Annotated in this window: 22 protein-coding genes; 11 read left to right on the top strand and 11 right to left on the bottom strand. The window is 41.9% G+C overall.

Going from position 1 to position 24,177, the window contains the following annotated elements; all coding sequences use genetic code 11:
* Window positions 1-177: 177 nt before the first annotated feature.
* From RM347_RS16845 to petC, 3 genes are all read right to left on the bottom strand, one after another.
* Window positions 178-852: a GIY-YIG nuclease family protein gene (locus RM347_RS16845; RefSeq protein ID WP_322716189.1), complete on the bottom strand. Its 675-nt coding sequence runs from the start codon at window positions 850-852 to the stop codon at window positions 178-180.
* 290 nt (window positions 853-1,142) lie between these two features.
* On the bottom strand, window positions 1,143-2,144 hold the full coding sequence (gene petA, locus RM347_RS16840; RefSeq protein ID WP_322716217.1) for a cytochrome f: 1,002 nt from the start codon (window positions 2,142-2,144) through the stop codon (window positions 1,143-1,145).
* A 105-nt stretch (window positions 2,145-2,249) separates the two neighbouring features.
* The gene (gene petC / locus RM347_RS16835) at window positions 2,250-2,789 is read right to left on the bottom strand and encodes a cytochrome b6-f complex iron-sulfur subunit (RefSeq protein ID WP_322716188.1); all 540 of its coding nucleotides are present in this window, start codon (window positions 2,787-2,789) and stop codon (window positions 2,250-2,252) included.
* Between the two features lie 229 nt (window positions 2,790-3,018).
* Between petC and RM347_RS16830 the strand changes: the two genes are divergently transcribed.
* Window positions 3,019-3,327: a DUF3067 family protein gene (locus RM347_RS16830; protein WP_322716187.1), complete on the top strand. Its 309-nt coding sequence runs from the start codon at window positions 3,019-3,021 to the stop codon at window positions 3,325-3,327.
* Window positions 3,328-3,399: 72 nt separating this feature from the next.
* Here RM347_RS16830 and RM347_RS16825 read toward each other — a convergent pair whose 3' ends face one another.
* On the bottom strand, window positions 3,400-3,735 hold the full coding sequence (locus RM347_RS16825) for a tRNA-binding protein (RefSeq protein WP_322716186.1): 336 nt from the start codon (window positions 3,733-3,735) through the stop codon (window positions 3,400-3,402).
* Window positions 3,736-3,778: 43 nt separating this feature from the next.
* Window positions 3,779-4,573, bottom strand: coding sequence for a twin-arginine translocase subunit TatC (tatC, locus tag RM347_RS16820; protein WP_322716185.1), 795 nt, complete (start codon window positions 4,571-4,573; stop codon window positions 3,779-3,781).
* Window positions 4,574-4,808: 235 nt separating this feature from the next.
* Here tatC and RM347_RS16815 point away from each other — a divergent pair, with 235 nt between their 5' ends.
* The 5 genes from RM347_RS16815 (at window position 4,809) to RM347_RS16795 (ending at window position 13,035) form a co-directional block, all read left to right on the top strand.
* A complete protein-coding gene (locus RM347_RS16815) occupies window positions 4,809-4,949 on the top strand; it encodes a hypothetical protein (RefSeq protein WP_322716184.1) in 141 nt (46 codons plus the stop codon).
* Between the two features lie 31 nt (window positions 4,950-4,980).
* Window positions 4,981-5,211 carry a hypothetical protein gene (locus RM347_RS16810; protein ID WP_322716183.1) on the top strand — a complete coding sequence of 77 codons (231 nt, stop codon included), beginning with the start codon at window positions 4,981-4,983 and terminating at the stop codon, window positions 5,209-5,211.
* A gap of 83 nt (window positions 5,212-5,294) precedes the next feature.
* Window positions 5,295-6,152 (top strand): SDR family NAD(P)-dependent oxidoreductase, encoded by an 858-nt coding sequence (locus RM347_RS16805; protein WP_322716182.1) that lies wholly within the window; start codon window positions 5,295-5,297, stop codon window positions 6,150-6,152.
* Between the two features lie 434 nt (window positions 6,153-6,586).
* Window positions 6,587-7,924 (top strand): P-loop NTPase fold protein, encoded by a 1,338-nt coding sequence (locus RM347_RS16800; protein WP_322716181.1) that lies wholly within the window; start codon window positions 6,587-6,589, stop codon window positions 7,922-7,924.
* Entirely contained in the window at window positions 7,894-13,035 is a 5,142-nt protein-coding gene (locus RM347_RS16795; protein ID WP_322716180.1) for an eIF2A-related protein, read from the top strand. Before RM347_RS16800 ends, RM347_RS16795 begins: the two co-directional genes overlap by 31 nt.
* A gap of 26 nt (window positions 13,036-13,061) precedes the next feature.
* On the opposite strand, the gene RM347_RS16790 is transcribed toward RM347_RS16795, so the two are convergent.
* Both RM347_RS16790 and RM347_RS16785 read right to left on the bottom strand, forming a co-directional pair.
* Window positions 13,062-14,084, bottom strand: a complete 1,023-nt coding sequence (locus RM347_RS16790) for a DUF262 domain-containing protein (RefSeq protein WP_322716179.1) — start codon at window positions 14,082-14,084, stop codon at window positions 13,062-13,064.
* A 1-nt stretch (window position 14,085) separates the two neighbouring features.
* Window positions 14,086-14,697 (bottom strand): hypothetical protein, encoded by a 612-nt coding sequence (locus RM347_RS16785; RefSeq protein WP_322716178.1) that lies wholly within the window; start codon window positions 14,695-14,697, stop codon window positions 14,086-14,088.
* Between the two features lie 364 nt (window positions 14,698-15,061).
* Here RM347_RS16785 and RM347_RS16780 point away from each other — a divergent pair, with 364 nt between their 5' ends.
* A complete protein-coding gene (locus RM347_RS16780) occupies window positions 15,062-15,685 on the top strand; it encodes a Uma2 family endonuclease (protein WP_322716177.1) in 624 nt (207 codons plus the stop codon).
* A gap of 16 nt (window positions 15,686-15,701) precedes the next feature.
* Here RM347_RS16780 and RM347_RS16775 read toward each other — a convergent pair whose 3' ends face one another.
* Window positions 15,702-15,863, bottom strand: a complete 162-nt coding sequence (locus RM347_RS16775; protein ID WP_322716176.1) for a hypothetical protein — start codon at window positions 15,861-15,863, stop codon at window positions 15,702-15,704.
* A 230-nt stretch (window positions 15,864-16,093) separates the two neighbouring features.
* Here RM347_RS16775 and RM347_RS16770 point away from each other — a divergent pair, with 230 nt between their 5' ends.
* The 4 genes from RM347_RS16770 to RM347_RS16755 all read left to right on the top strand — a co-directional run bounded on the left by RM347_RS16770 (window position 16,094) and on the right by RM347_RS16755 (window position 19,201).
* A complete protein-coding gene (locus tag RM347_RS16770) occupies window positions 16,094-16,342 on the top strand; it encodes a hypothetical protein (RefSeq protein ID WP_322716175.1) in 249 nt (82 codons plus the stop codon).
* A gap of 121 nt (window positions 16,343-16,463) precedes the next feature.
* Window positions 16,464-17,624, top strand: a complete 1,161-nt coding sequence (locus RM347_RS16765; protein WP_322716174.1) for a KamA family radical SAM protein — start codon at window positions 16,464-16,466, stop codon at window positions 17,622-17,624.
* A 110-nt stretch (window positions 17,625-17,734) separates the two neighbouring features.
* Window positions 17,735-18,121, top strand: a complete 387-nt coding sequence (locus RM347_RS16760; RefSeq protein WP_322716173.1) for an SET domain-containing protein — start codon at window positions 17,735-17,737, stop codon at window positions 18,119-18,121.
* A gap of 90 nt (window positions 18,122-18,211) precedes the next feature.
* Window positions 18,212-19,201 (top strand): D-alanine--D-alanine ligase family protein, encoded by a 990-nt coding sequence (locus tag RM347_RS16755; protein WP_322716172.1) that lies wholly within the window; start codon window positions 18,212-18,214, stop codon window positions 19,199-19,201.
* 132 nt (window positions 19,202-19,333) lie between these two features.
* Here the strand turns inward: RM347_RS16755 and RM347_RS16750 are convergent, their stop codons facing one another.
* From RM347_RS16750 to RM347_RS16740, 3 genes are all read right to left on the bottom strand, one after another.
* Window positions 19,334-19,747, bottom strand: a complete 414-nt coding sequence (locus RM347_RS16750; RefSeq protein WP_322716171.1) for an SET domain-containing protein-lysine N-methyltransferase — start codon at window positions 19,745-19,747, stop codon at window positions 19,334-19,336.
* Window positions 19,748-19,815: 68 nt separating this feature from the next.
* On the bottom strand, window positions 19,816-21,192 hold the full coding sequence (locus RM347_RS16745; RefSeq protein ID WP_322716170.1) for an MATE family efflux transporter: 1,377 nt from the start codon (window positions 21,190-21,192) through the stop codon (window positions 19,816-19,818).
* A gap of 774 nt (window positions 21,193-21,966) precedes the next feature.
* A complete protein-coding gene (locus tag RM347_RS16740; RefSeq protein WP_322716169.1) occupies window positions 21,967-24,162 on the bottom strand; it encodes a transglycosylase SLT domain-containing protein in 2,196 nt (731 codons plus the stop codon).
* Window positions 24,163-24,177 lie beyond the last annotated feature (15 nt).

The following is a 24,177-nucleotide window of genomic DNA, read 5'->3' as shown; positions in this document are numbered from 1 at the left end:
TCTGCTTGCTTAACAAGATGCCAGCCATGACAATTATTACCCCACAGATAATGCTCGGCAGTTTCTTTATTAAAATCATTTGCTGTGCGCTTCTAATAACCTTTGCATCTCACCCAATATTTCCCTTTAGTCCGCTCCAACGGATTGTTAGGTGGCTGGTTTAGCAATAAGTTGAAACTAACGAGAGCGACCTTGATCGAGTTTGCCTCCTTCCTTCTCCCATTCATACGCTATCTGGTTACAGGCTTCACTAGTGAAGAGAGGTGCACCAGTCATTATTAAATCGTAATCATCTAATTCATTAAGAAAACGATGGGCATTTATATCAATAGGATCTGTAGTTGGAAACTTTTCTCCATTATTAGCCCCAAAAATTGAAAGATCCATTCGTTCGATAATCTCATCCCTTGCTTTTGGATAAATTAGTCGGGTAACTTCTAGGAAACATACATCTGTCAACTGAACAATTGCTATAGAAACGATATTTGGCTTTAGATAATCTCTGTACTTCTGTTCAATGCTCGCTAGAATATCCACTCGATTTGACGGAGCTACGTTACTAATTTTGTAAGCCCCCGCAGTTTCTTGAAGAACACGAATAGCTTCTCGAACAGGGACTCGAAAAAATTCCCGATCTAGACTGGTGCGGTAAGCTGCAAATCTACTGTGCAAGATATTTTCAACAACTTCACAATCCGATACTAACTCGTCATAAACCACAATAAAAGCTGTTGGAACCCCGGTAGTTTGTAGTTGTTTTGCCCTAAGATTAGAAGTTTTTTCTGTTCGTCCAATTTTGACTTGATCAGGAAATGATGGATTGAGTAGAATGTACACGAAACCTTGGGCCATAGTATGTTAGGATAAAATCCTGGAAATATAATTGCCATCCTATTAGTTTTTTCGATTTATAAGCACTTAGCTTAATAGCTACCTCAATTAAGCCATCCTATCAACGGATTGTTTTAAACACTTAATTATTCCCATAAATTATTATTGAAAAAGGTGTATTTTGTTTGTGCTTTTAAAGCATTTATGCTCAAATAATAGCAGTTAACTCCTAAATTTGCAGGTTTCGTGTAACTAACATTAAAAAAGACAGGCAAGATGCCTGTCCTACAAAGAATGATTTAGCAAAGAATTTAGAAATTCATCTCAGCAGCTTGAACTTTTTCAACCTGCTTCTTCTTCAGCACCAGCATAACTTGGGCTAACATTACAAGAGCGATGAACGCAATCATCCATTTGACTCTAGAGGCGTCTTGCAGTACGATTTCTCCATCTGCTTGACCGAATCCACCGACATTCGGGTTGCTGGTCAAAGCATCACCAGTCTTCACTGCTTGCCCTTCGGAAACAACCAATTCTGGCCCTAAAGGAATCGTATCAACAACAACATCACCAGATTCAGGTTGGATGTTGACTAGATATTTAACGTTACCGTCTCCATCTTCCTCTTTGGCAATCTTGGTAATTGTGCCAGTAGCGGAAGCGTTGTAAACAGTGTTGTTGCTCTTTTCACCTGTGGGATAAACTTGTCCGCGTCCCCGATTACCACCTACGTGAACTGAATATTTACCGAAGTGGATGTTTTTGTCGGTTGCGGGGTTGGGAGAAAGAACTGGAAAGACGATTTCCTGATACTGTTCACCGGGTAAAGGGCCGACGATGACGACGTTATCTTTGTCTTCGCTGTAGGGTTGGTAGAATGTGTCGCCAACTTCTTCTTTAAGTTCTTCGGAAAGACGGTCTTCAGGAGCAATCTTAAAGCCTTCGGGTAGCATTAGTACAGCACCGACGTTCAAGCCAACCTTAGAACCATCAGCACCAACTTGCTGGGCACTGAGATCGTAAGGGATTTTCACCACAGCTTTGAATACAGTGTCAGGTAGCACCGATTGGGGAACTTCCACTTCTGTAACCTTGGCCGCTAGGTGACAGTTGGCACAAACAATTCGCCCTGTTGGTTCGCGGGGGGTTTCGGGATAGGTTTGCTGTGCCCAAAAGGGATAGGCGGCAGCTGATTGGGGAAGGGCTAGATCGCTGGTGAAGTAAAATGTCACGGTGGCGATCGCTATGAGCAATGTTTTTACAATCGCTCTAGCACTGCGAGTTAACCTCGCTGTTAGGAAAACATTTCTCATCTCTATAAGGGCGACAATTGAATTAGTCATTAGTCATTGGTCATTAGTCATTAGTCATTAAGCCCTGAACGAAGGACAAATGACTAAGGACTAATGACAAAATTATTAACTCCACCAAGGTGCATCACCGGTGCGGAAGTCGGTTTCAGTCCAAGGGGTTAAAACGATCTTGTCGTCATTGACGCTGGTATGGGCTAAAGCCAGAGACAGAGGTGCTGGTCCCCGAACAACTTTACCAGTTTCGTCATACTGGGAACCATGACAAGGACACTTGAATTTGTTCTCAGCAACGTTCCAGGGGACGACACAACCTAAGTGGGTGCAGATGGCGTTAATGCCATAATCTTTGATCGCCTCTTTGCTTTCTACCACAATATAGGTAGGATCTCCCTTAAGTCCTTGGACTAGGCTGCGATCGCCTGGATTCCGGTTTTCTAGAAATTTAGTGACACTAACATCGTTACCTAGCTCGTCTTTTGCCGTTGTACCACCACCAGCACCACCAGCAGCAGGTGGAATAAAGTACTTGACAACGGGATACAATGCACCCAGAGCCACTCCAGTGACAGTCCCAAAAGTGAGCAGATTCATGAACTGACGACGCCCCATATCGGGCACGTCTGCTGATTCAGAAAATTGAGCCATAATCTACGCGCTCTTTGTGTATTTTGTTAAGCATTTTGACAAAAGTACTAGTACTTGAAGAACTCTTGTCTAAGTCGAAATGCTAGCGCTCACAACGATGCCATACTTCTTTGTTCCAAGATATATTTAGCATCTTTTCTGTTAGCATTACATTTCTTTATATCCTTATCATACTGGAGTCACGGAACTTAACATCATAACTAAATGTAAAATCTGATTGAGAAAAGCTATGACAGGACAGGAATTACGCCAGATGTTGCTTGAGAAGTGGGGATATTCTTACGATGTCCAGTTCCGGCGGGCACAGGGAAAGATATTTTTGCAAGTAATGTGGAAATATCTGGAGCAAGCTTCTTTTCCCTTGAGCGAGGCGGAGTACCAAGAGCATCTTGATAGCATTGCCAATTATCTTCATGCCTTGGGTGGGTCAACACAGGTACAAACTTTTATTGCCCAAACACGCGATCGCCCCCGGCTCGGTAAGGCTGTTAGCATTCCTCTAGATTTGGGTGAACGCTCTTCAGAATGGATATTATGACACGCTATTGCATTAACATGAATAAAATTCTGAGTAATTACAGTATTTTTGATCCAAAAATACCATAACGTGCTATAGAATTCTTTTGCCGACTGCTACATCTCTATCTGGCTGAATTAATACAACTTCTCCATCGTCTAGAACTACTCCCAAGACTAAAACTTCTGAGATAAAATCGGCAATTTGACGAGGTGGAAAGTTAGTAACAGCTAATATTAATCTGTTGATTAATTCCTCTTGCTCATAAAGTTTAGTAATTTGGGCACTAGATTTTTTAATGCCCAAACTGCCAAAATCTATCCATAATTTATAAGCTGGTTTTTTAGCTTTAGGAAATTCTTCGACTTTGATGACTTTGCCAACATGAATCTCAACTTTTTCAAAGTCATCATAACTAACTTGTCTCATTTACTTGGAAGATGAGATTTTTTTAATTGGAGCAATGCGACGATCATTTACCTGTGAGTTTCACCAGTCCAACACCACCGAAATAAAGCCCTAAAACTGCTCCTGCTAAAAGACTTTGAGTCAAGGGGTCAGTAGAAGGTGTAAGAACAGCTCCTAAAACTACTGCTCCCATAATCACATAACGCCAACCAGAAACCATCCGTTCTGACGAGACAATATTCAAGTTACCAAGCAACAGTTGGATGATGGGAATTTGAAATGCTAAACCAGTGCTGAATAACAGTAGCAGCACAAATTCAAAATATTTATCAATTGACCAAAGTTGTTCAACTACATCTGCTCCGTAGCTGATGAAAAATTTCAAAGCTGCGGGGATAAGGAGTAAATAGGCAAATACTAACCCCGCCGCAAACAGTACACTCGAACCCAAAACCACAGGCCCCAATAAACGGCGTTCGCGGCGAGTTAGTCCTGGAAGCACAAACTGGATAATCTGGTAAAGAATGAAAGGACTAGTAAGTACAAAGCCAGTGTAGGCTGCCACTTTGAGGGAGACAAAGAAATACTCTCCGGGTGCAAGTTGGAGAAATTTTACTCCTTGTGCTGGAACCTCAAGTAGTTGGACAATTGGCTTAACGGCAAAGAAACAGCCAATAATACCCACCGCTACGGCAATCAGCGAATAAAAAATTCGCAGCCGCAACTCTTCTAGGTGGTCGAAAAGGGACATTTCGACTTCACCTGGCAACTCATCAAGAGGATCGGTGTCTGAGTTGCCATATTCTTCTGGGTCGATGTTGGGAACGTTTACAGTATCTACGTCTTGTGAAGGCGTCACGTCGCTTCGCTCCGAATTCAAAATTCAAAATTCAAAATTAACAATCCCATAAATAAATTTAGGGGCTTGTATCATGAGTCTTTGTAGGTCATCGACCATTTCGGTGACTCAGCACTCTTCATTATTTTATCTGGGGAATGTAGCTACCCAAGATATGTTTTTGGGTGTTATGGGTTTTTGTCCTGTTTTTTGGGATTGCATCTGCATAAGTTAGTAGGAAGCCATCTTGTAGGCAATGCCTAACCTAAAAAAGGGTGGAACCGATAATTTAGAAATTACGTCTCTGCGGCTAGTAGCGCTGAGTAAATTCACACAACATCAAGATATAATACTCAGTTTTGAAAATCCGGTTCATCAAGGTGGCATCTATACATAGCGTAATCGGAAATTTTTAGCTGAGGTTGGGTATGAACCGGACAATTTGCATTGCCCTGATGGCATTGCCTGTTTATTTATACAATGTTGACTTAGGCAATACTTCTAGTAGTGACGTGCCAATTGTCAAAAACCAGTTTCCCATAATAGCTACTCTAATTGCTTACAGTACAAATGCTCAGTCACATATCTTGCCGTGGCAAATATCGGCTAGAGATGACCAAACCGAAGATTGCCTTCGTGCTGGCATTTGCAAGGATTGATAAGAGGAGGCAGGAGGCAGGAGGTAAGAGGCAGAAGGCAGAAGGCAGAAGGCAGAAGGCAGTCCCATCATAAAAGAAAATTAATGGTTGCAGAAAATCAACGTACAGTAGTGGTTACGGGAGCCTCAACAGGAATTGGTCAGGCGTGTGCTTTGCTTTTAGACCAGTTGGGCTTCTCTGTTTTTGCTGGCGTGCGTCAAGATATCGATGCTCAAACACTTAAACAGAAAGGTTCACAAAGGCTCATTCCGATTTTTTTAGATGTTACTGATGCTGAGTCGATCGCATCTGCGGTTGATACGGTAACAAATACAGTCGGTGGTGCGGGGATTTTAGGTTTAGTGAATAATGCCGGAATTGCTGTCCCTGGTCCGTTAGAATTATTAGCGATCGCAGAATTTCAACACCAGATGCAGGTTAATGTCACCGGACAATTAGCAGTGACACAAGCATTTCTTGGTCTATTACGCCAGAGTCGGGGTCGAATTGTCAATATGGGTTCCATTGCTGGTAGAAGTCCAGCGCCGTTTCTAGGAGCTTACAATGTGTCAAAATTTGCGCTGGAAGCACTCACTGATGTGATGCGGATGGAATTACGACCTTGGGGAATTTCAGTTTCCATTATCGAACCTGGTTCTATTGCTACTCCAATCTGGGAAAAGTCCCTAAGTCAATCGGAAATAGCACAGCAGGATCTACCACAATCCGCACAAAATCTCTACGGACAAGCGATGAATATTGTCCGTAAGAAAATGCAAATTCTTGCATCTAAGGGAATTTCTGCGGATATTGTCGCTCAGGCTGTTGTCCATGCGCTGACTGCAAAGCAGCCAAAGACACGCTATCTGGTGGGACAAGATGCCAAAATTGGATCTGTGCTGAAGCATATTTTGCCTGATAAGCTGCATGACCGAATAATTTTATACTCAATGGGTTTATAGATTACTTCCCGATCAGATCACCAGTACAGCACGGCGTAAATCCAGCTACCATCTCAAAACAAGGGGCTTAAGCCCCCTTGTTAAAGATATAAAAATCGCTGTCACAGAATTTCATAATTCAAGAACACTACAAAATTGTACTTAACAGTACCTTTTTTTGCGTTGGATATTTTTAATATTCATAAGAGTACCTTATTTAATATTAGAGATTTTTGCTATTTGTACTTATAGTAGTATTTCTGCTTACTTAAAATCAAATATCAGCATTGCTATGTGTTATATCCAACCTAAGATATGAACAATTATCCGGAATGCTGTTAATTTAGTTAGTAGTTTGAGTGATATGTACTTAAATTAAGGGGTAAATTCCCTAAAATCAATATATTTATTCAGCAGATTTTGTCATCCCCATTCCTGAGTGAACTTGATTAGTTATGCTCCTAGATTTAGAAAGATTTTATCAGGCTTGCAATCCGAGCAGACCTCTAATCATAGGAAATGCCAGCGATCGCAGGTACTATATCGATTTTGCTGCGGTGCGGGGTGGTAAAATCATTGAAGCTTTGCAGCGCACGATCGCTCGAATATCGCCGGATGTACCAACTTGTCAGCTATTTACAGGACATCTCGGCTGTGGGAAATCAACGGAGTTGTTGCGGCTGAAAGCTGAGTTAGAAGTGCAGCAATTTCATGTAGTTTACTTTGAGTCTACCCATGTCTTAGAAATGGCAGATGTGGATGTGACTGATATTTTGTTGGCGATTGCTGGTCAGGTGAGCGAAAGCCTAGAAGCCATGAGAATCAGGCTCAAACCTGCCTATTTTACTAAGTTGTTTGGTGAACTTGTCGATTTCTTGCAGACACCAATTGACCTTGGGGTAGAAGCAGAATTGTCTGTGGGAATTGCCAAAATTACAGCTAAAACTAAAGAGAGTCCCCAATTGCGGCGGCGGTTAAGAGATTATCTAGAACCGCGAACAGCAAATATTTTACAGTCAATTAATCAAGAATTGCTAGAACGTGCCATCAAGGAACTGAAAGCCAGGGGCAAAAAAGGATTGGTGGTCATTGTTGATAACTTGGATAGAGTCGCAATTCGACCTTTACCATCGGGGCGATCGCTACCAGAATACTTATTTATTCAGCGAGGTGAACAGTTACGCAAACTGAATTGTCATGTAGTCTACACTATTCCCTTAGCCCTGACCTTCTCCAACGATAGCGCCGAACTTCAGCATCGTTTGGGAGGAGGAGTCGCCCCAAAAATGTTACCGATGATACCTGTACGTCTGCGCTCTGGGGAGATTTTCCCTCAAGGGCTAGCAATGATGCGGCAAATGGTTCTAGCTAGAGCTTTTCCAGACATTTTGGCTAGCGATCGGTTAGGCTTAATTACAGAAGTGTTTGATAGTCTGGAAACCTTAGATCGGTTGTGCCTGATTAGTGGTGGTCATGTGCGCGACTTGCTAGGGTTGCTATTTGACTGTCTACGAGAACAAGATCCACCCTTTGATCGGGAGTGTGTCGAACTGGTGATTTTAAGACAGCGAGATTACCGAGCTAACGCCATTGACCCCCATGAGTGGGAATTAATCTTTCAGGTGGTGCAACAGCAGAGAGTTAGAGGTGATATAGAATACCATACCCTATTGCGAAGTTTATTTGTATTTGAATACCGCGATCATCAGGGAGCTTGGTTTGCCGTCAACCCAGTTTTAGCAGAGACAGAAAAATTTAAATCATGGTTGAACGACACCCACAAGCAGATATAAGAGCAGCCAACGAGCGTGCTTTGAAGAGTTTGGGGAGAGCAATTGCCCTTTCTAGCGGTCAATTCTCCCTGGTTTTGGTGTGCTGCAATTATCGAATTTTGCAAGAGCGAATGCTGCAACGACTCGAAGAACTCTCTTCAGGAGTACACCAAATTCAAAAGGTAATTCTGCCGCATAATGCCAGAAGCCTTTACACAAGTATTCATTTACAACTGGTAACCGCAGCTAATCCGCCATCGGCGTTGATGATTTTGGGTTTAGAGTCAGTAGATGGACTCGACGATTTACTGAGGTCTGTCAATCATATTCGGGATGAATTTCGCAAACGCCACCCATTTCCGATAATTTTGTGGGTGAATGAGGAAGTGTTGCAAAAGGTAGCGCGTTTAGCACCAGATTTTGCTAGTTGGGCGGCTACACCGATTCGGTTTAAAATGACAACTCAATCGCTGCTGCAATTTCTGCAACAGCAAACTGACTCTTTGTTTGCCACAGTGTTACCAACCGATGCTGCACAACATCAACCTCCTCAAGTTGCAAAGCATTATTCCACTGTGGAGCAAGTCTGGGAACATAGCTATGAACTCCACTTTGCCATTAGAGAGTTGCACAATCGTGGTATTACCTTAGAGCCAGAATTACACGCTAGTTTAGAATTTGTTTTTGGTCTAGATAATTATATTAGCGATCGCATTAATACAGCTTTAAACCATTTTCAACATAGCTTACAAGTCTGGCAAAAGTTGGAGGAGATAGGGAATGGGGGAGCAGGGGAAGATGAGGGAGCAGGGGGGGATGAGGGGGTATTTTCTTCCCCTACGCCTCCTAATCGCCCATCTCCACTGCTTCTGAGACAGGGAGTCTTGCTGTTTTATATTGGGCTGTGTTATTGCCGTTTTGCAGAGCAAAATCAAACAGAAAACCGCCGCCATTGGTACACCGCTAAATCTTATTTTCAGCAATGCTTGAATATCTTGCAGGTGGCTGGGCGTTTGGATATAGTTGCTGGATTTATTAATCAACTCGCTGAGGTTTTGCAATATCTGCAAGAGTGGGAAGAATTGCAGACTGTTGCTCAAAAGGCTTTGGAGTTACATCAAACTTATGGTACTCAAATTCAATTAGCTTGTGACTATGGTTTTCTGGCGCAAGTGGCTGTGCAGCAGTCGCGGTGGGTACAGGCGAGTATATTAGCACACGTATCACTGCTAAAATTAGGTGAAGCGCAAAAGCACAACGACCCTCATAACTGCTTATTCCCATTACTGCTGGGGCAAATTTACTATTTAGTGTTGGCGAAAGCGCAGCGAAATTTAGGTGAGCAAGAAGTCGCTCGTGAATACCTGGACAAGGCAACAAATGAACTACCAGCAGCCTTAGAAAGCAGTGCCCATCAATACGATGCCCATCGTTATATTCGCTTATTGCGGACACTGCGATCGCTATATTTTGAAGAAGGGCGATATCTGGAAGCCTATTACATTCGACAGAAACGGCGTTCTGTTGAGCAGCAGTATGGTTTTCGGGCTTTTATTGGTGCAGGGCGCTTGCAACCCCAAAGACAGGCGACAAACCCAGCATTGATGTCACCTTCTGGTAGCAGCAGCGTCGCTTTAGAAATTGCGGCTTCTGGCCGGGAGCGTGATATTAATAACTTAATTGGAAGAATTAGCCGCGCCGATCAAAAGTTGACGGTGATTCACGGTCAATCGGGGGTAGGTAAGAGTTCTACCGTGACTGCGGGTTTAGTTCCAGCATTGCAAAATCGAGCCATTGGCGATCAAATAGCTGTGCCTGTGGTGTTGCAAGTTTATACCGATTGGGCACGGGAATTAGGAAAATCTTTGAGTGAGGCGATATCTAGTGACGCATCCCTTGCCGTCTACGCTGATATCATGCCAGAAGCAGCCATTGAACCGGAAGTCTTGCCCTACTCTGCCACACCGATTACCATCCTCAGAATTTTACGACAACTAAAAGAAAATGCCGATCGCCATCTGATCACAGTTTTAATTTTTGACCAGTTTGAAGAATTTTTCTTTGGTTATAGCGATCGCAATCAAAAGCAAGAATTTGATAAATTTATTAGCGACTGCCTCAAAATACCCTTCGTCAAAGTTATCCTTTCCTTGCGAGAAGATTATTTACATCGGTTATTAGACTTTAAACATCTTTCGGCGCTAGAAGCCATTAATAATAATATTCTCGACAAGCATATTCGCTATCAGTTAAATAATTTTTCGCCAGAATATGCTAAAGCAATTATCCGAAAATTGACCGAGCGATCGCAGTTTAATTTGGAACCTGCTTTAATTGATGCCTTAATCGAAGATTTATCAACAGAATTTGGAGAAGTCCGCCCCATAGAATTACAAGTTGTGGGAGCGCAAATCCAAGATGAGCGCATTACTACACTAGAAGAATATCAGCCATATAGGCCCAACAAACTTATTGAGCGATATCTTAAGGAACTGATTAAAGACTGCGGCCCAGAAAACGAACGAGCCGCGTTACTCGTCTTATACTTATTAACAGATGAAAGCAACAACCGACCTTTTAAAACTCGTGCTGAGTTAGCAGCACAGCTAGCAGAGTTAGAAGATGCTGGTAAATTAGAGTTAGTCTTAGACATTTTAGTGCGCTCTGGGTTAGTGGTACTATTCCCTGATGTACCAGAACGCTATCAACTGATTCACGATTATTTAGTAGACTTAATTCGCTACCTGCAACAACAGGAATCTAGCTTACAGGTACAACTAAATCAGTTGCGCTACAAGGTAGAACAAAGTAAAGCTGAGATTGAGAGACTTAAAAGCGAACTTAGCCAAAATAAGCAGCATTTCAAATTGGTAGATCCTCATCCGCAACAGGGTTTGGATTTATTAACAGAATTGCGGGAGTTACACAAACGAGAAGAATTAAGTCAGTTACAAATTGAGCAATTAAGAGCTGAACTAAAGGAAAAAGAGTTAACAGCTAAACTTGCAGAAAGCCAAAAGAAACAAAGACTCAGTGAAGCTCAATTAAATCGGTCGTTAAAAATCGCTCTAACTGCTTCCGTTCTCGCCATATTAGGATTAAGCGTTTCCATCGTGACAGCAGTAGATAGCGAAATTAAAACCCTCAGTGCATCCAGTGAAGCCCTCTTTGCCTCACAAAAAGGTATTGATGCTCTAAAAGAAGGTTTAAAGGCGGGAAGAAAATTACAACAAACAATCTGGGTAGATTCTTATACAAAGGAGCAAGTACAGACGGCACTTTATCAAGCAGTTTCTGGGTTAAGAGAATATAACCGTTTAGAAGGGCATCTATCTGGGGTAAATAGTACTACATTCAGCCGCGGTCGCTCTTTAATTGCCTCAGCCAGTGCGGACACTACAATTAAACTTTGGCGTCCTGATGGTAGCTTGTTCAAAACGTTATCGGGGCATGAAGATGTAGTTAATAGCGTCAGTTTCAGCCCAGATGGTCAAATCGTTGCTTCTGCCAGTCAAGACAAGACGGTAAAACTTTGGAGTCGAGAGGGTCAATTGCTTGCTACTCTATTAGGACATCAAGCTGTGGTAAATAGTGTCAGTTTCAGCTCTGATGGTCAGATTATTGCCTCGGCGAGTACAGACAAGACGGTAAAACTCTGGAGTCGGGATGGTAAATTACTCAAAACCTTGCAGGGACATGATGGTGCAGTCTTAGGCGTGGCTTGGTCGCCTGATGGTCAAACTATTGCTTCGGTGAGTGCTGACAAGACGCTGAAATTGTGGAGTCAAGATGGTAAATTACTCAAAACCTTGCAGGGACATGAGGATGCAGTAAAAAGTGTAGCTTGGTCGCCTGATGGGAAAGCGATCGCATCTGCTAGTTTAGACCAGACAATCAAACTGTGGAATCTGGAGGGTAAGCTAGTGCGAACCTTATCGGGACATAGTGCTGGAGTTACCAGCGTCAGTTTTAGCCGCGATGGTAACACGATCGCTTCCGCAAGTACCGACGAGACAATCAAACTTTGGAGTTCTGAAGGTGTGTTGCTGGGAACCCTGAAGGGACATAATAATTGGGTGAATAGCGTCAGTTTCAGCCCAGATGGTCGCACCCTTGCTTCCGCCAGTCGGGACAAAACTATTAAACTTTGGCATTGGGACGATGTGCTCTTGCGAAAGCCCAAAGCCGATAATGATGACTGGGTAACTAGCATCAGTTTTAGCCCAGACGATCGCACCTTAGCAGCAGCAAGTCGAGACAAAACCGTAAAAATTTTCAGTCGTGATGGTAAACTAAACCGTACTTTCACGGGGCATCAGGGTCAAGTTTGGGGAGTTAGTTTTAGCCCTGATGGTCAAGTAATTGCTTCGGCTAGTAAAGATAAAACAGTGAAGCTTTGGAGTGGTGACGGTAAACTGCTCAACACCTTACAAGGTCATAATGATGCCGTCTTGGGTGTTGCTTGGTCGCCTGATAGTCAAGTAATTGCCTCGGCTAGTAAAGATAAAACAGTAAAACTTTGGAGCCGCAACGGTAAACTACTCAACACCTTGCAGGATCATCAAGATGCAGTGAATTGGGTAAGTTTTAGCCCAGATGGTAAATTACTAGCCTCAGCCAGTGATGACAAAACCGTGAAAATCTGGAGTTTAGAGGGTAAATTGCTATACACCTTAGCTGGTCATAGCCGCCGGGTAAATGGGGTTGCTTGGTCGCCTGATGGTCAGGCGATCGCTTCAGTTAGTATTGACAGCACGGTTAAACTTTGGAGCCGGGACGGTCACCTGCTAAGTAATTTTGCCGGAGATGGTGATAGTTTCATTAGTGTCAGTTTTAGCCCCGATGGCAAGACTCTGGCAGCTAGCAGTGATGACAAAGTGAGGATTTGGAACCGAGAAGGGACGCTGTTGATTGCTTTGAAAGGTGATAAAGGTGAGTTAACCAGCGTCAGTTTTAGCCATGATGGCAAAACTTTGGCTGCGGGTAGTGGCAATGGCACAGTAATTTTCCAAGATTTGGCAGATATCAAGCTCGAAAAATTACTGGCACAGGGTTGCCATTTGCTCCATGATTATTTGCAGACTAATCAGAAGGTAATGAAAAGCGATCGCGCCTTGTGTTTTGGTAGGTGATGCAGATTTCGTTCCCATTAAGATCGTTAATTTACATTCATATTTTCTTCTAAAATTTTACTTATAAGTTGACCGCGAACATTACGCCCTTTTCTACTAGCAGTACCTTGATGTGTATAATAATAATATTGAGCAAACATATTTTTAGATACATCTTCTTTCTTATTTATATGTAGTTCTTCTTCTAAAGATTTTAAAGCATGAGCTAAAGTTTCCTCTTGAGGTAAATAACCATACTTATTTTTAATTTTTATTAATTCAACAATTAAAGTAAATAAACTAGACTTCTTTATCCACAAACTATCTGGAGGAAGATTACACTCAATAATTAATTTAGATGCTTCATAAAAATTATTAGACATTAACTCTTTATTTGGATATTCATTATTATACTTTTCTACATAGGTTTTTACTTCTTTATCACTAGTAAAATAACCACCTTCTTCTATTGTTGACATAATTAGTAATACATATTCCAGGTCTTTCATACGAGAAAATTCACCTTCACTAAATACCTCTAAATTTGTAAAAAGAGCATTATTTTCTAAAGTATCTTTAGCAGTTGTGATGAACTCTCCTTCGTATAAGGAGTTGCTAATTTCTATTGCATTTAGTGCGTATTGCACAGAGTTTATTCTCTTAAAAACTTCTCTAATTTCAGTTTCAGGAATTCTCCCTAAATCTCTGACGACTACTGTATAATCAAAAAAATCTGTTTTTTCTTGTGTAGACAATTTTTCAAACTTACTGATATTTTTTATAGTGAATTCTGGCGATGCTGTGACATATTGGTAGATTGTACTTAATCTTTGTTGACCATCTACAACAAGTGTTTTTGATGTTTGAATATCAAGATCAATTTCACCATCAGCGAGATATATTTCAGGAAAAGGAAGTTTTAATAAAATTGTTTCTATAAATTTCTCTTTATGTGCATCATTCCATACAAGCTTTCTTTGAAAAGATGGAGCAAGTATTAAAGTACCAGTTTTCATCATATTGAATAAATCTAAAACTTTTTTATTAGTTGCAATACCATTTTTGCTCATTTTAAACATTCTCCTGTCTCAGATTTTTGATATTCTGCATGTGATATTTTTCAAACAGATCAGAATTATAATAAATACCCCCTGCTATTTTTTGTGGTGTATATTTATAAGAGATGGATTTAAAATATTCAAACCACTCATTGGTACGATAATATTTAAATGGAAATAAATCTGGTCTTAGCCACCCTTTAAAAAAGTATTTTAAAAATTTTTTATATCTTTGTTCTTCTCTCTCACTTCTAGATACCAAACTTATATCGAAATCATATAACTCTGACCAGAATTTTTCAAAAATTCCTCTAGATATAATAGCTATATCTATATCTGATTCTTCAGAAAACGAATTCCATAATTTACTTGGAGCTATACTAAATCCTAATTTAGATGAACCGACCATCAGTACACATTCTGGTCTTTCTTCAAAATGAGTAGCAATTTCATGTTGGAGGTCAAAATATTTACCTTCATCATCTTTAAAAATATAAGGTGTACCATGTATTATATATTTTTGAACAATTAATTTCTCTGTTAAAGAGTAATCACCTAATGCTGCTTTGAATATATCAATCTTTTGATTAATATGGCTTTGGTCAATTATTAGAGTCTGCCACATGGAGTATTTTATTTAATCAATATAAATTGACGCCAAGTTTTTATGGCTAAAAATACACACAAAGATAAACGCTAAAAGCTATCAAGTCAATAAGTATATATACTTGAATGAATAGTGATTTAATTTTTTAGCTTTGTTAGGCCGAACAAAGGACACAGAAGTTCCGAACTATTATTAGATAATTGAAATAAGTATTTCACATAAAGGCGATCGCACTAGACTCACCAATTCCGATTGCCTTCTGTTACCCTACCTCAAGCCGTTGTTTCAGAACTACGGCAGGAAAATCAGCCAGGACTCATAGATAAATCTGTACATCTTGGTAGCATTGAGTGAAGTACCCGTCAGCAAGGGAGCGAGGGCGATGTATGCAACCGTCACACAACCACTGACTTTTGAAGAGTTTCTTGCCTGGGACGATGGTTCAGGCAGAGAGTTTGAGCTATTGGATGGGATTCCCGTGCCATTATCAGAACCAAATGCCAATCATGAGGATTTGATCCAGCGACTGTGTGCCTACTTAGAAAATCACTGCCAAGAAAATGACCTGCCTTACGTGTCGCGGCAATCCAAGCAGGTTCGGCTCAAAACAGCACCAGGAGAAAAGGAAAAAAGCCGGAAAGCAGATATTATCATATTTGCTAGACAAGAATGGCAAAGGATGAAAACTAGCTCTAGTTCTGCTGCTGCATATATTCCACCACCCGGAATCATTGAGGTCGTTAGCAACAACTGGAAGGACGATTATCTGACAAAACTTGCTGAATATGAGGACTTGGGCGTTTTCGAGTACATAATTGTGGACTATGCTGCTTTTGGTGGTATTCGGTTCATTGGCTCTCCCAAGCAGCCAACCATTACAATCTACCAACTTGAAGATGGAGAGTATTTACCCCCAAAGGTGTTTCGAGGGCAGGATCGAATTGATTTTAGATTGTTTCCAAACATTCCCTTAACGGCTGAACAGATTTTTGGAATGAGTCGCTGATTAGCAATGAAGAAATTTATTCTAGTCGTCTTCTTGCCACAATCGCCCAACGGTAATCAAATCTGGTATAGCTAGCTGCATTACTTACACAGGTTGTAGATTGAGCGATCGCTTTGGTGCAGTCTCTAGGCGCGATCGCACCCCAAAAAATTCTTACATAATTTAGTGTGTGTACCAATACGGCACAACAACACGGAAAAGCTGAACGGCTCAAGGTAACAAAGACACTGTAAGAGCGATCGCTGTACTACAGTTTTTGAGTGCGATGTCTCTCTACGCCTTTCTGGAGTTGAGTGGCGGAATCAATAATGAGATTAATAAGCATGACAGTAGAAGCATATTCTGTGTAAGAAGATACTTATTGTTGAACTTTTGGTATCATTTTTAGAGTACTTCAACTTTGGTTTCATGCCCTGTATTCAAGTCGATGTTAAAGTTACACCTCATAAAGCTATTCACGCTCCTAAGGCTGAGGCATCTAAATCTGAGGTAATTATGGACGCTCTTAATCATTACCCAGAGTGTACTGAGGATATGCCAAATCCTGACTTGAATCCTTCCATCGAACTTATTAAAGGCAGAACCAGCCATCATCTCTGGCATCAAATGAGCCAAACTATTTATATTTCTACGCCACAACATTCATCACTTGTTTGATGAGATTTTTAATATCATAACTAATTGCAGTTGTCAATATTTTTTTAGTTTACCTAAAAATGTAGGTAAATAAACTAGGCTGTGATTGGTTTATTATTCTCAGCTTAATTTAGTTCTAATCATGATCAAAAACACTACTTTAGATCCTCTAGTAAGCGATGTTCGGTGTGAAGAAATTTGTCAGATTTTGGGAGAGACTTACAACCAGGAACGCTGGAACGATTGGCGCTGGCAAATGCGGCATCGGTTAACTAAGCTGGAACACTTTCAAAAGTTATTAAGGCTTAGTGCTACCGAAGAACAAGGACTTTTAATCGCACCAGAGAAGTTTGCTGTAGCCGTAACCCCATACTTTGCATCACTACTCGATCCAGAAGATCCCTTTTGCCCACTACGGTTACAAGTGATACCACGGCAAGAAGAACTAATAGTTAGTCCAGCAGACATGGTAGATCCATGCGGTGAGGATCACGACACTCCAGTGCCAGGACTTGTACACCGTTACCCCGACCGGGTTTTGCTGCTTGCCCTAGACACTTGTGCTGCTTATTGTCGTTACTGCACCCGCTCTCGTTTGGTGAGCCAAGGTGAGATGTACCCAGTAACGCGGCGATTGGATGCGATCGCTGCTTACCTAGAGGAACACACCGAGATCCGTGATGTACTAATTTCCGGTGGCGATCCTCTGTTGATGTCTGATGAACCTTTAGACAATTTGCTTGGGCGGCTGCGTGCTATTAAGCATATTGAATTTATCCGAATTGGTTCTCGCGTGCCGAGTTTTTTACCGCAGCGAATTACACCGGAACTGGTTGCATTGCTTCGTAAACATCGCGTGTGGCTTTCTTTGCACTTTTGTCATGTGCGGGAACTTACCCCGGAAGTGGCACAAGCTTGCGATCGCCTAGCTGATGGTGGCATTCCTCTAGGCAGTCAAACCGTGCTGTTAAAAGGTGTGAATGATTCTGAAAAAGCACTCAAGAGTCTGGTTCACGGTCTTCTCAAGCTGCGTGTGCGGCCCTATTACCTTTACCAATGCGACCCAGTTGTTGGCACCGCACATCTGCGAACGAGTGTTCAAACTGGGCTTGATTTAATTTCAAAATTGCGTGGTCATACCACTGGTTACGCTGTACCAACTTATGTGATTGATGCCCCTGGCGGTGGTGGCAAAGTCCCAATTCAAGCCGAGACTCTACTTGCTTATGAGAAAGGCACAGCTACAGTGCAAAATTGGGCAGGTAAGACGTACACCTATGTAGATCCAGTAGAGCAGGGCTAACACTATTTGTACACAAGTTGATTCGCCATCATATAAAAGAGCCAGTTGAAATGGTTCTGTTGAGTTCTTGGCGAACCAAAAAACTAAGTAATTGCAGGAGATTAGTTGGAATGTTGATTGTTGGTAATACAAACCTAAAAGGTCGAGGTGTCTTCGCACAGAAGCGCTTTTTAAAAGGAGAAATCGTTGAGAGAGCACCAGTTGTTGTTATACCCGCAGAACAGGTTGAATTGCTTGATCAAACAATTTTGGGCAACTATTACTACGATTGGGAAGATAAAGCTGCGGCGATCGCTTTAGGTTTATCTTCCTTGATCAACCATTCTTACCATCCCAATACTTATTATGTGAAAAAATTCGCCGACCGAGAGTTGGATCTGATTGCCTACCGAGATATAGAAGCGGGAGAAGAAATAACTGCCAATTACAACGGTTCTCCTGATGATAAATCTCCTATATGGTTTGATGTTGTTGATGAGATATTTTCACTTAATTAAGGATTTAGTAATCGGAATTCCTTAATTAAGATATCTGATTTGTACGTTAAAGCTAACAGAGAAAGCTTTCTCACTGGGAATTATAGGGCTATGGGGTTATTAATTGGTCTGTGTTATGACCTGAAGACAGACTACCTTAAGGCTGGTTTCAGTGCCTCTGAAGTTATGGAGTTTGACGATGAAGAAACTATCATCGGGCTGGAAACTGCACTATTTCAGTTAGGTCATCAGGTTGAACGTGTTGGTAATGGTAGAGAACTTGCTGGGCGCTTGGCAAAAGGCGATCGCTGGGATTTAATTTTCAATATTGCTGAGGGTTTGCAGGGTCGCTCTCGCGAAGCTCAAGTTCCAGCAGTCTGCGAATTATTCGCTCAACCTTACACCTTTTCCGATCCGCTCACCTGCGCCTTAACACTAGACAAGGCGCTTGCTAAAAGAGTCGTACGCGATCGCGGTTTGCCGACAGCTCCCTTTGAAGTGGTAAGTAATACCACAGAAGCCGCAGCCGTGTCACTGCCAATGCCACTTTTTCTGAAGCCTGTGGCGGAAGGCAGTTCTAAAGGGGTAACTGGACGTTCTCTTGTCAAAGAACGCGAGGAGTTAGTAAATACTTATCAATTGTTACGCGAACTTTTTCAGCAACCAGTACTCGTGGAAACCTTTCTTCCTGGTAGAGAAGTAACAGTGGGCATTGTTGGCAACGGTAGCAACTCACGGGTAGTAGGTGTGATGGAAGTAATTTTTACAGGACAAGCTGAAGCTTTTGCTTACACTACCCTCAACAAGGATGAGTATCTGGAACGGGTATCTTATCGTTTGCTCATAGATCCCGAACCACTGGCAGCACAGGCAAGGCAACTGGCGCTGAATGCTTACCATACTCTTGGTTGCCGTGACGCTGCCCGCGTGGATCTGCGCTGCGATGCTAGCGGGGTGTTGCAGTTTATGGAGCTTAACCCATTGCCAGGGCTACATCACATCCGCTCAGACTTGCCAATTATGGGACGTTTGGGTGGTGTGACATACACAGAAATCATTGCTGAAATAGTCGAGTCTGCATGGCAAAGGTACAAATCTTGAAGCTAGTTTCGAATAAATTCGTGAATGACAAAGGTACAAATGTTGAGGCGTAAGGGAGTGGCGATCGCCACTCGTGAAACTAGGAGACTCCCTAATCATTTTCAGATTTTTTAGGTTGAAGTCGGATACCACTCAAAGCCACGGGGAAAACTGCTTTGCTTGCTCGGACATTGGCTCCAAACGCACGTCTATCATTATTTCCTCATTGGGTTGAATATCTATCAAAGCAAATACTTTGCGTTTTTCAAGGTCAACCACGGCATTGGGATTTCGAGAATGATTTACTGCTGCGAACTTAGTTGAACCCTCAGCCGTTAAACAAATTTCTTCACTAATTCCAATAAATTTACCCTCCCTCAGAAATTCATCGGTTTGATCGGCATATCTAACCTCTTGGTAAAAATTGGAAAAGCTAAAGTCTATTATTTGCTCTCCTTCTAATATCAACTCCTTGGCAAAAAGCCCGTAACCGTCAATTATACTCTTACGAACTTCACATTTTGGCGCATTATCAATGAAGTTTTCTATCTCTTGAGGAGTCAACATAATTACAAGTTTCTATATCTTCAATTTTTTAGTTTTTCTAACTTAAAATTTATTTTATCAGGACATATTCAAGCAGACTCAATCTCAGTAGTCAAAAGATAAAAACGCCCAGTTAAAAGCACTGCACCCATGAGTAGCCCTAGTACTAAACCCAACCATAAACCTATAGCACCCCAGCCAAAAGTGAATGCCATCAGATAGCCCCCACCTAGACCTACTCCCCAGTAAGCGAACATAGTAATTAACACTGGCACTTTGGTGTCCTTCAACCCGATTAAAGCACCAGCAGCAATAGTCTGAATAGAATAAAATATCTGGACTATTGCCCCCACAGCTAGAAAAGAAATTGCCGTTTTAACTATCTCGATATTATCCAAATTACTGGTGTCCAAATACATTGCCACAATATAGTTGGGAAACAGCCAAAAAATTAGTGCGACAATACTCACAATTGGAGTAATAAGCCCAATGCAGACAAATCCGGCTATGCTTGCACCCTTGAGATCATTTTGTCCCCTCAACTGCCCTACTCTCATCGTGACGGCATAGGAAATACCTATAGACACCGTTTCAACAAAACTTTCTGTCTCAACGGTAATTTCATGGGCTGCTAATGTCTCTGTCCCAAACCACCCCATCAGTAAAGCAGTGGCTGTGAATACTCCAATTTCTGCTCCATACTGCAACCCCAAGAACCATCCAGTTTGGAAGATATCTATAAACATATCTTTATCGAACTGATGCAGAGCGCAATCAAGCTGGTAGTCTTTAAAGTATTCGTCGAAGCAAATCCAACTAGCAGCGGCGATAAAATTCAGCCAAAAAATGAGTGTGCTTCCCCAACCGATACCGGCTAAACCAAGGGCTGGTAAACCAAATTTACCGAACATTAACACGTAATTAGCAACCGCATTCAATAATAGTCCAGCTACCGTAATTACTGTTAGGAATTGGGGACGATTGAGGGCAGAGCTAACTTCTTTTAAAATACAGAAACCGAGTGCAGCAGGAAAACCCCAAACAATAGACCGCAAATATGTTTGAGCCAATAACACATTACTTTCTTCTTGGCCAGTCAGCAGTAGGATATAGTCAAAGTGCCAAATGATAAACATCACAGGTAAGCACATCGTCACAGCTAACCAAATTCCTTGACCGGTAGCACGGCTAACTTGGTCTATTTTTCCTGCACCAAAAGCATTTGCGACACTCACACCGGCGGCTGAAAGAATAGAACGACAAACGGAAGCTAGAGTAGAAAAGGTAACAGCGCCTAAAGCACCCGCAGCTAAAGCTTGGCTGTTAAGTAAGCCCATCATCACCCCATCCAATAAAGGAATGCCCGCTTCTAATATTTGAGTAATTACCAGAGGAACTGCCAATTGCAGGCAGGCTTGGACTTCTAATATCAGTTCTGACTTAAATTCTTTTGAAGTTAACTCCATTGGGCACAAAAATTAAGGAGGGTGCTAAAAAAGTAACGCTTAATGTATTAAGATATGTTACCACTTACAGATGCGCTTAACTCAAGCTATTAGCGATCGCCTGATCCTCTCAACAGAAAAACAGCGTAGGCGCAGCCCGCTATAGGCATCGCCCAACCTTGATTATGTATAAAACTTTGCCTTGGAGCCGGAGATTGGGAAAAGTAAAATTATATATAGCAATCGGATTTGATTTATGAAAAAATATAACTATGTGTAGGGTGTGTTACGGTTTCCGCAACGCACCATCCGAAGGTTTTGGTGCGTTAGCCTACGGCATAACACACCCTACGTGTATTTCAAAAATCAAATACTAGTCCTATATGTGCTTCCCTACTCCACATTTTTACCGTGATAAAATCTTTCCAAACTTTTAAAGTTATGCGGTTACGAACTTCAGCTTAATTGATTAAAGTAACTAGCGGGGCACTCCAGCAACAGCCTATGCAGCCCACTAAAGGCGGTAACTAAGTAACTGATTATTCTTTTAATAGATATAAAAAAATCATTTTTTCTAATTAATAACATCTGCCTCAAGAGATATTTTAAAATTATCTGCAAGCAAATATGCTGCTAATAAGAATTTATAGACTTAATTTTCCTTGAAATCTCTGTAAGTCTTAGCTTAGTAGGCTAACTAATTGACGGTAAATTAAACAGATATCACTATGAGTTGTGAACTTTGAATTAAAAAATTGCTTTAACTCAACACTCACAACTCATAACTTTTTAACATTATTGCGTTGGTATTTGTGGGTGTTGAGCAGAATATTTTGTGACGATACCAGAAATCTCAGGGTTGTAAAGTCTCAAATAATTCCAGTAGTTGCCAAATACTTGACGCACGTAATTTTTAGTTTCATCAAAGGGAATTTCTTCAACAAACTCGTCTGGATCTTGTGTGGTTAGAGTTTGCAGCCATTTGGAGACATTGCCAGGGCCAGCATTGTAACTGGCGATCGCCAGCAAGGAGTTATTGTTATATTGATCGTGGGTATGACCCAAATACCATGTACCCAGCATAATGTTATCGTTGGGATTTTCTAGATTTATTGTTTTGAAATCCAACTTGATTTGTGGGGCAATCCATTTAGCTGTACTCGGCAACACCTGCATTAAGCCAGTAGCATCAGCGACGGATTTGATTTTTGGTTCAAATCGTGACTCTTGACGCATCAGAGCAGTCACTAGCAGAGGATTGAGTTTACGCTCAATAGACCACTTTTCAATCTCCCGGAGATAGGGAAATGGATAACGGGCTTGCCAGTAGATGATTTGTTTGCTCAGAGTCTGATATTGGGCAAGTTCTGCTGGTATTTCCCGGTCTTCCAATTTAGAAATTTTGTCGATTCCGATGAGATTTTCTCCCTTAGCCTGCCGCATCAACCCTTCAGTAAATTGCTCTGCTACCGTTGGCTGAATTTTGTTCTGAAATTCCGTTTGCCATTGTAACCAGGCATCGCGGTCTTGACCTAGCAAATACAATTCTTTGAAAGTTTCAGAACCAGCAGGAGGTAGTGGACGCTGGGGCGCGATTACTTCTGGGTTCATGACGCGCACATTGTCAAAGTTGCCGACATTTAGCCCTAACATTGTCGCGGCTCGCCATGCATAGTAAGAGTAGGGAAACTGGCTAATCACATACTCATAAGCAGTTTTAGACTCCTGCTGTTTGCCTAGTGAAGCTGCCCATTTGCCTACCCAAAAGCCTGCTCTCGGAGCCAAAATACTATTGGGGTTATTGGTGACAATTGGTTCTGCCCATTGCCAAGCACCGACGTAATCTTTGGCATTGGCTTTATCTTGGGCGATTTTCCAGCGATACTCTGCCGCTTCATCAGAATTACCGTATTTGGCTATGAGTAATTGCCATGCGGCGCTAGCTGACTTTTGATCCTTGAGAGTTTGGAGAGTTTTGGCTTTTTGTACCAGGGCAGTACCAGCTTGTTTCGGAAATTTACTAATTACTTGATCGAGATAGGGTAAGGCCTCTTTACCTGTTTTTGTGGTTTCTGCTAACCGCAGTAAGGCAGTCCCACTTTCCTCAGTATTGGGAAATTGCTGTACTAGTTGTTTATAGGTAGCGATCGCTTTTTCTTTATCTTTGCCTCCCACCTGTAAACCCCGTGCATTCCGGTAGAGGTTGCGCGATGTTTTGGGTGCTTTGGCGTAAGCATTCGCCGCTTTCAGAAATTGATTATTTTCCCAATAGCTTGTACCAATGAGTTCCCAGTCTTCGGGTTTGAGGGTGGGCTGTTTGACTAGCTGATCCAAAACGCCCACTATGCCTGGTTGATCGTAGGCATATTTAGCCAAAATCAATTGTAATTGTGGCTGATTGGGATTTTCTTGCAACCGTTTGCGGATAATTTCCCAAGTCAAAGGATTGGAAGGAAATTGAGCGATCGCAGTTTCTTGTTGCTTTGGTTGGGCAATCAGATATAACGCTTTCACTGTGGCCGCTTCTTTGGGATACAGTTTCAGCACTCTTTGTCTGAGATCCGAGGCTTTGCCATCCTCGCCTAGCATATCCTCTGCCTGGGCTTGTTTCAGCAAAATGTAAGGCGCGAGGATGGCATAGTCCTTCTCTAGTCCTTGGAGTAAAACCAGAGCTTTTTGCGCTTGGGTTCTTTCAATATAATCACTCGCCAAAAGATAACGAGCGCGATTTCGGTCTGGCGATCGCGATTCTTGGGCGATCGCTGCTAGTTTTGCTGCTCGTTCTGGCAGAGATTGCGATATCAGTGGAAAGACCGCTGATTGGGCAATGCTACCCTCTGATGTTGACTCTAGTTGATTATTACCCAGTTTGAGCCATTTTCCTAGAGATTTACCAATCTCAGGTGCTGATACCATTGCCCCAGCTAAAAAGGCAAACAGTGCTGCACCCGCAATTATCGAAATTTGCTTTTTCTGTAGTTTCTTCAGCATGAATACCCGCTGAAA

Source organism: Nostoc sp. ChiQUE02 (genome assembly GCF_034531305.2).
GTDB lineage: Bacteria > Cyanobacteriota > Cyanobacteriia > Cyanobacteriales > Nostocaceae > Nostoc.
The sequence above is the reverse complement of the archived record's forward strand: the minus strand, read 5'-3'. Positions and strand labels throughout refer to the sequence as shown.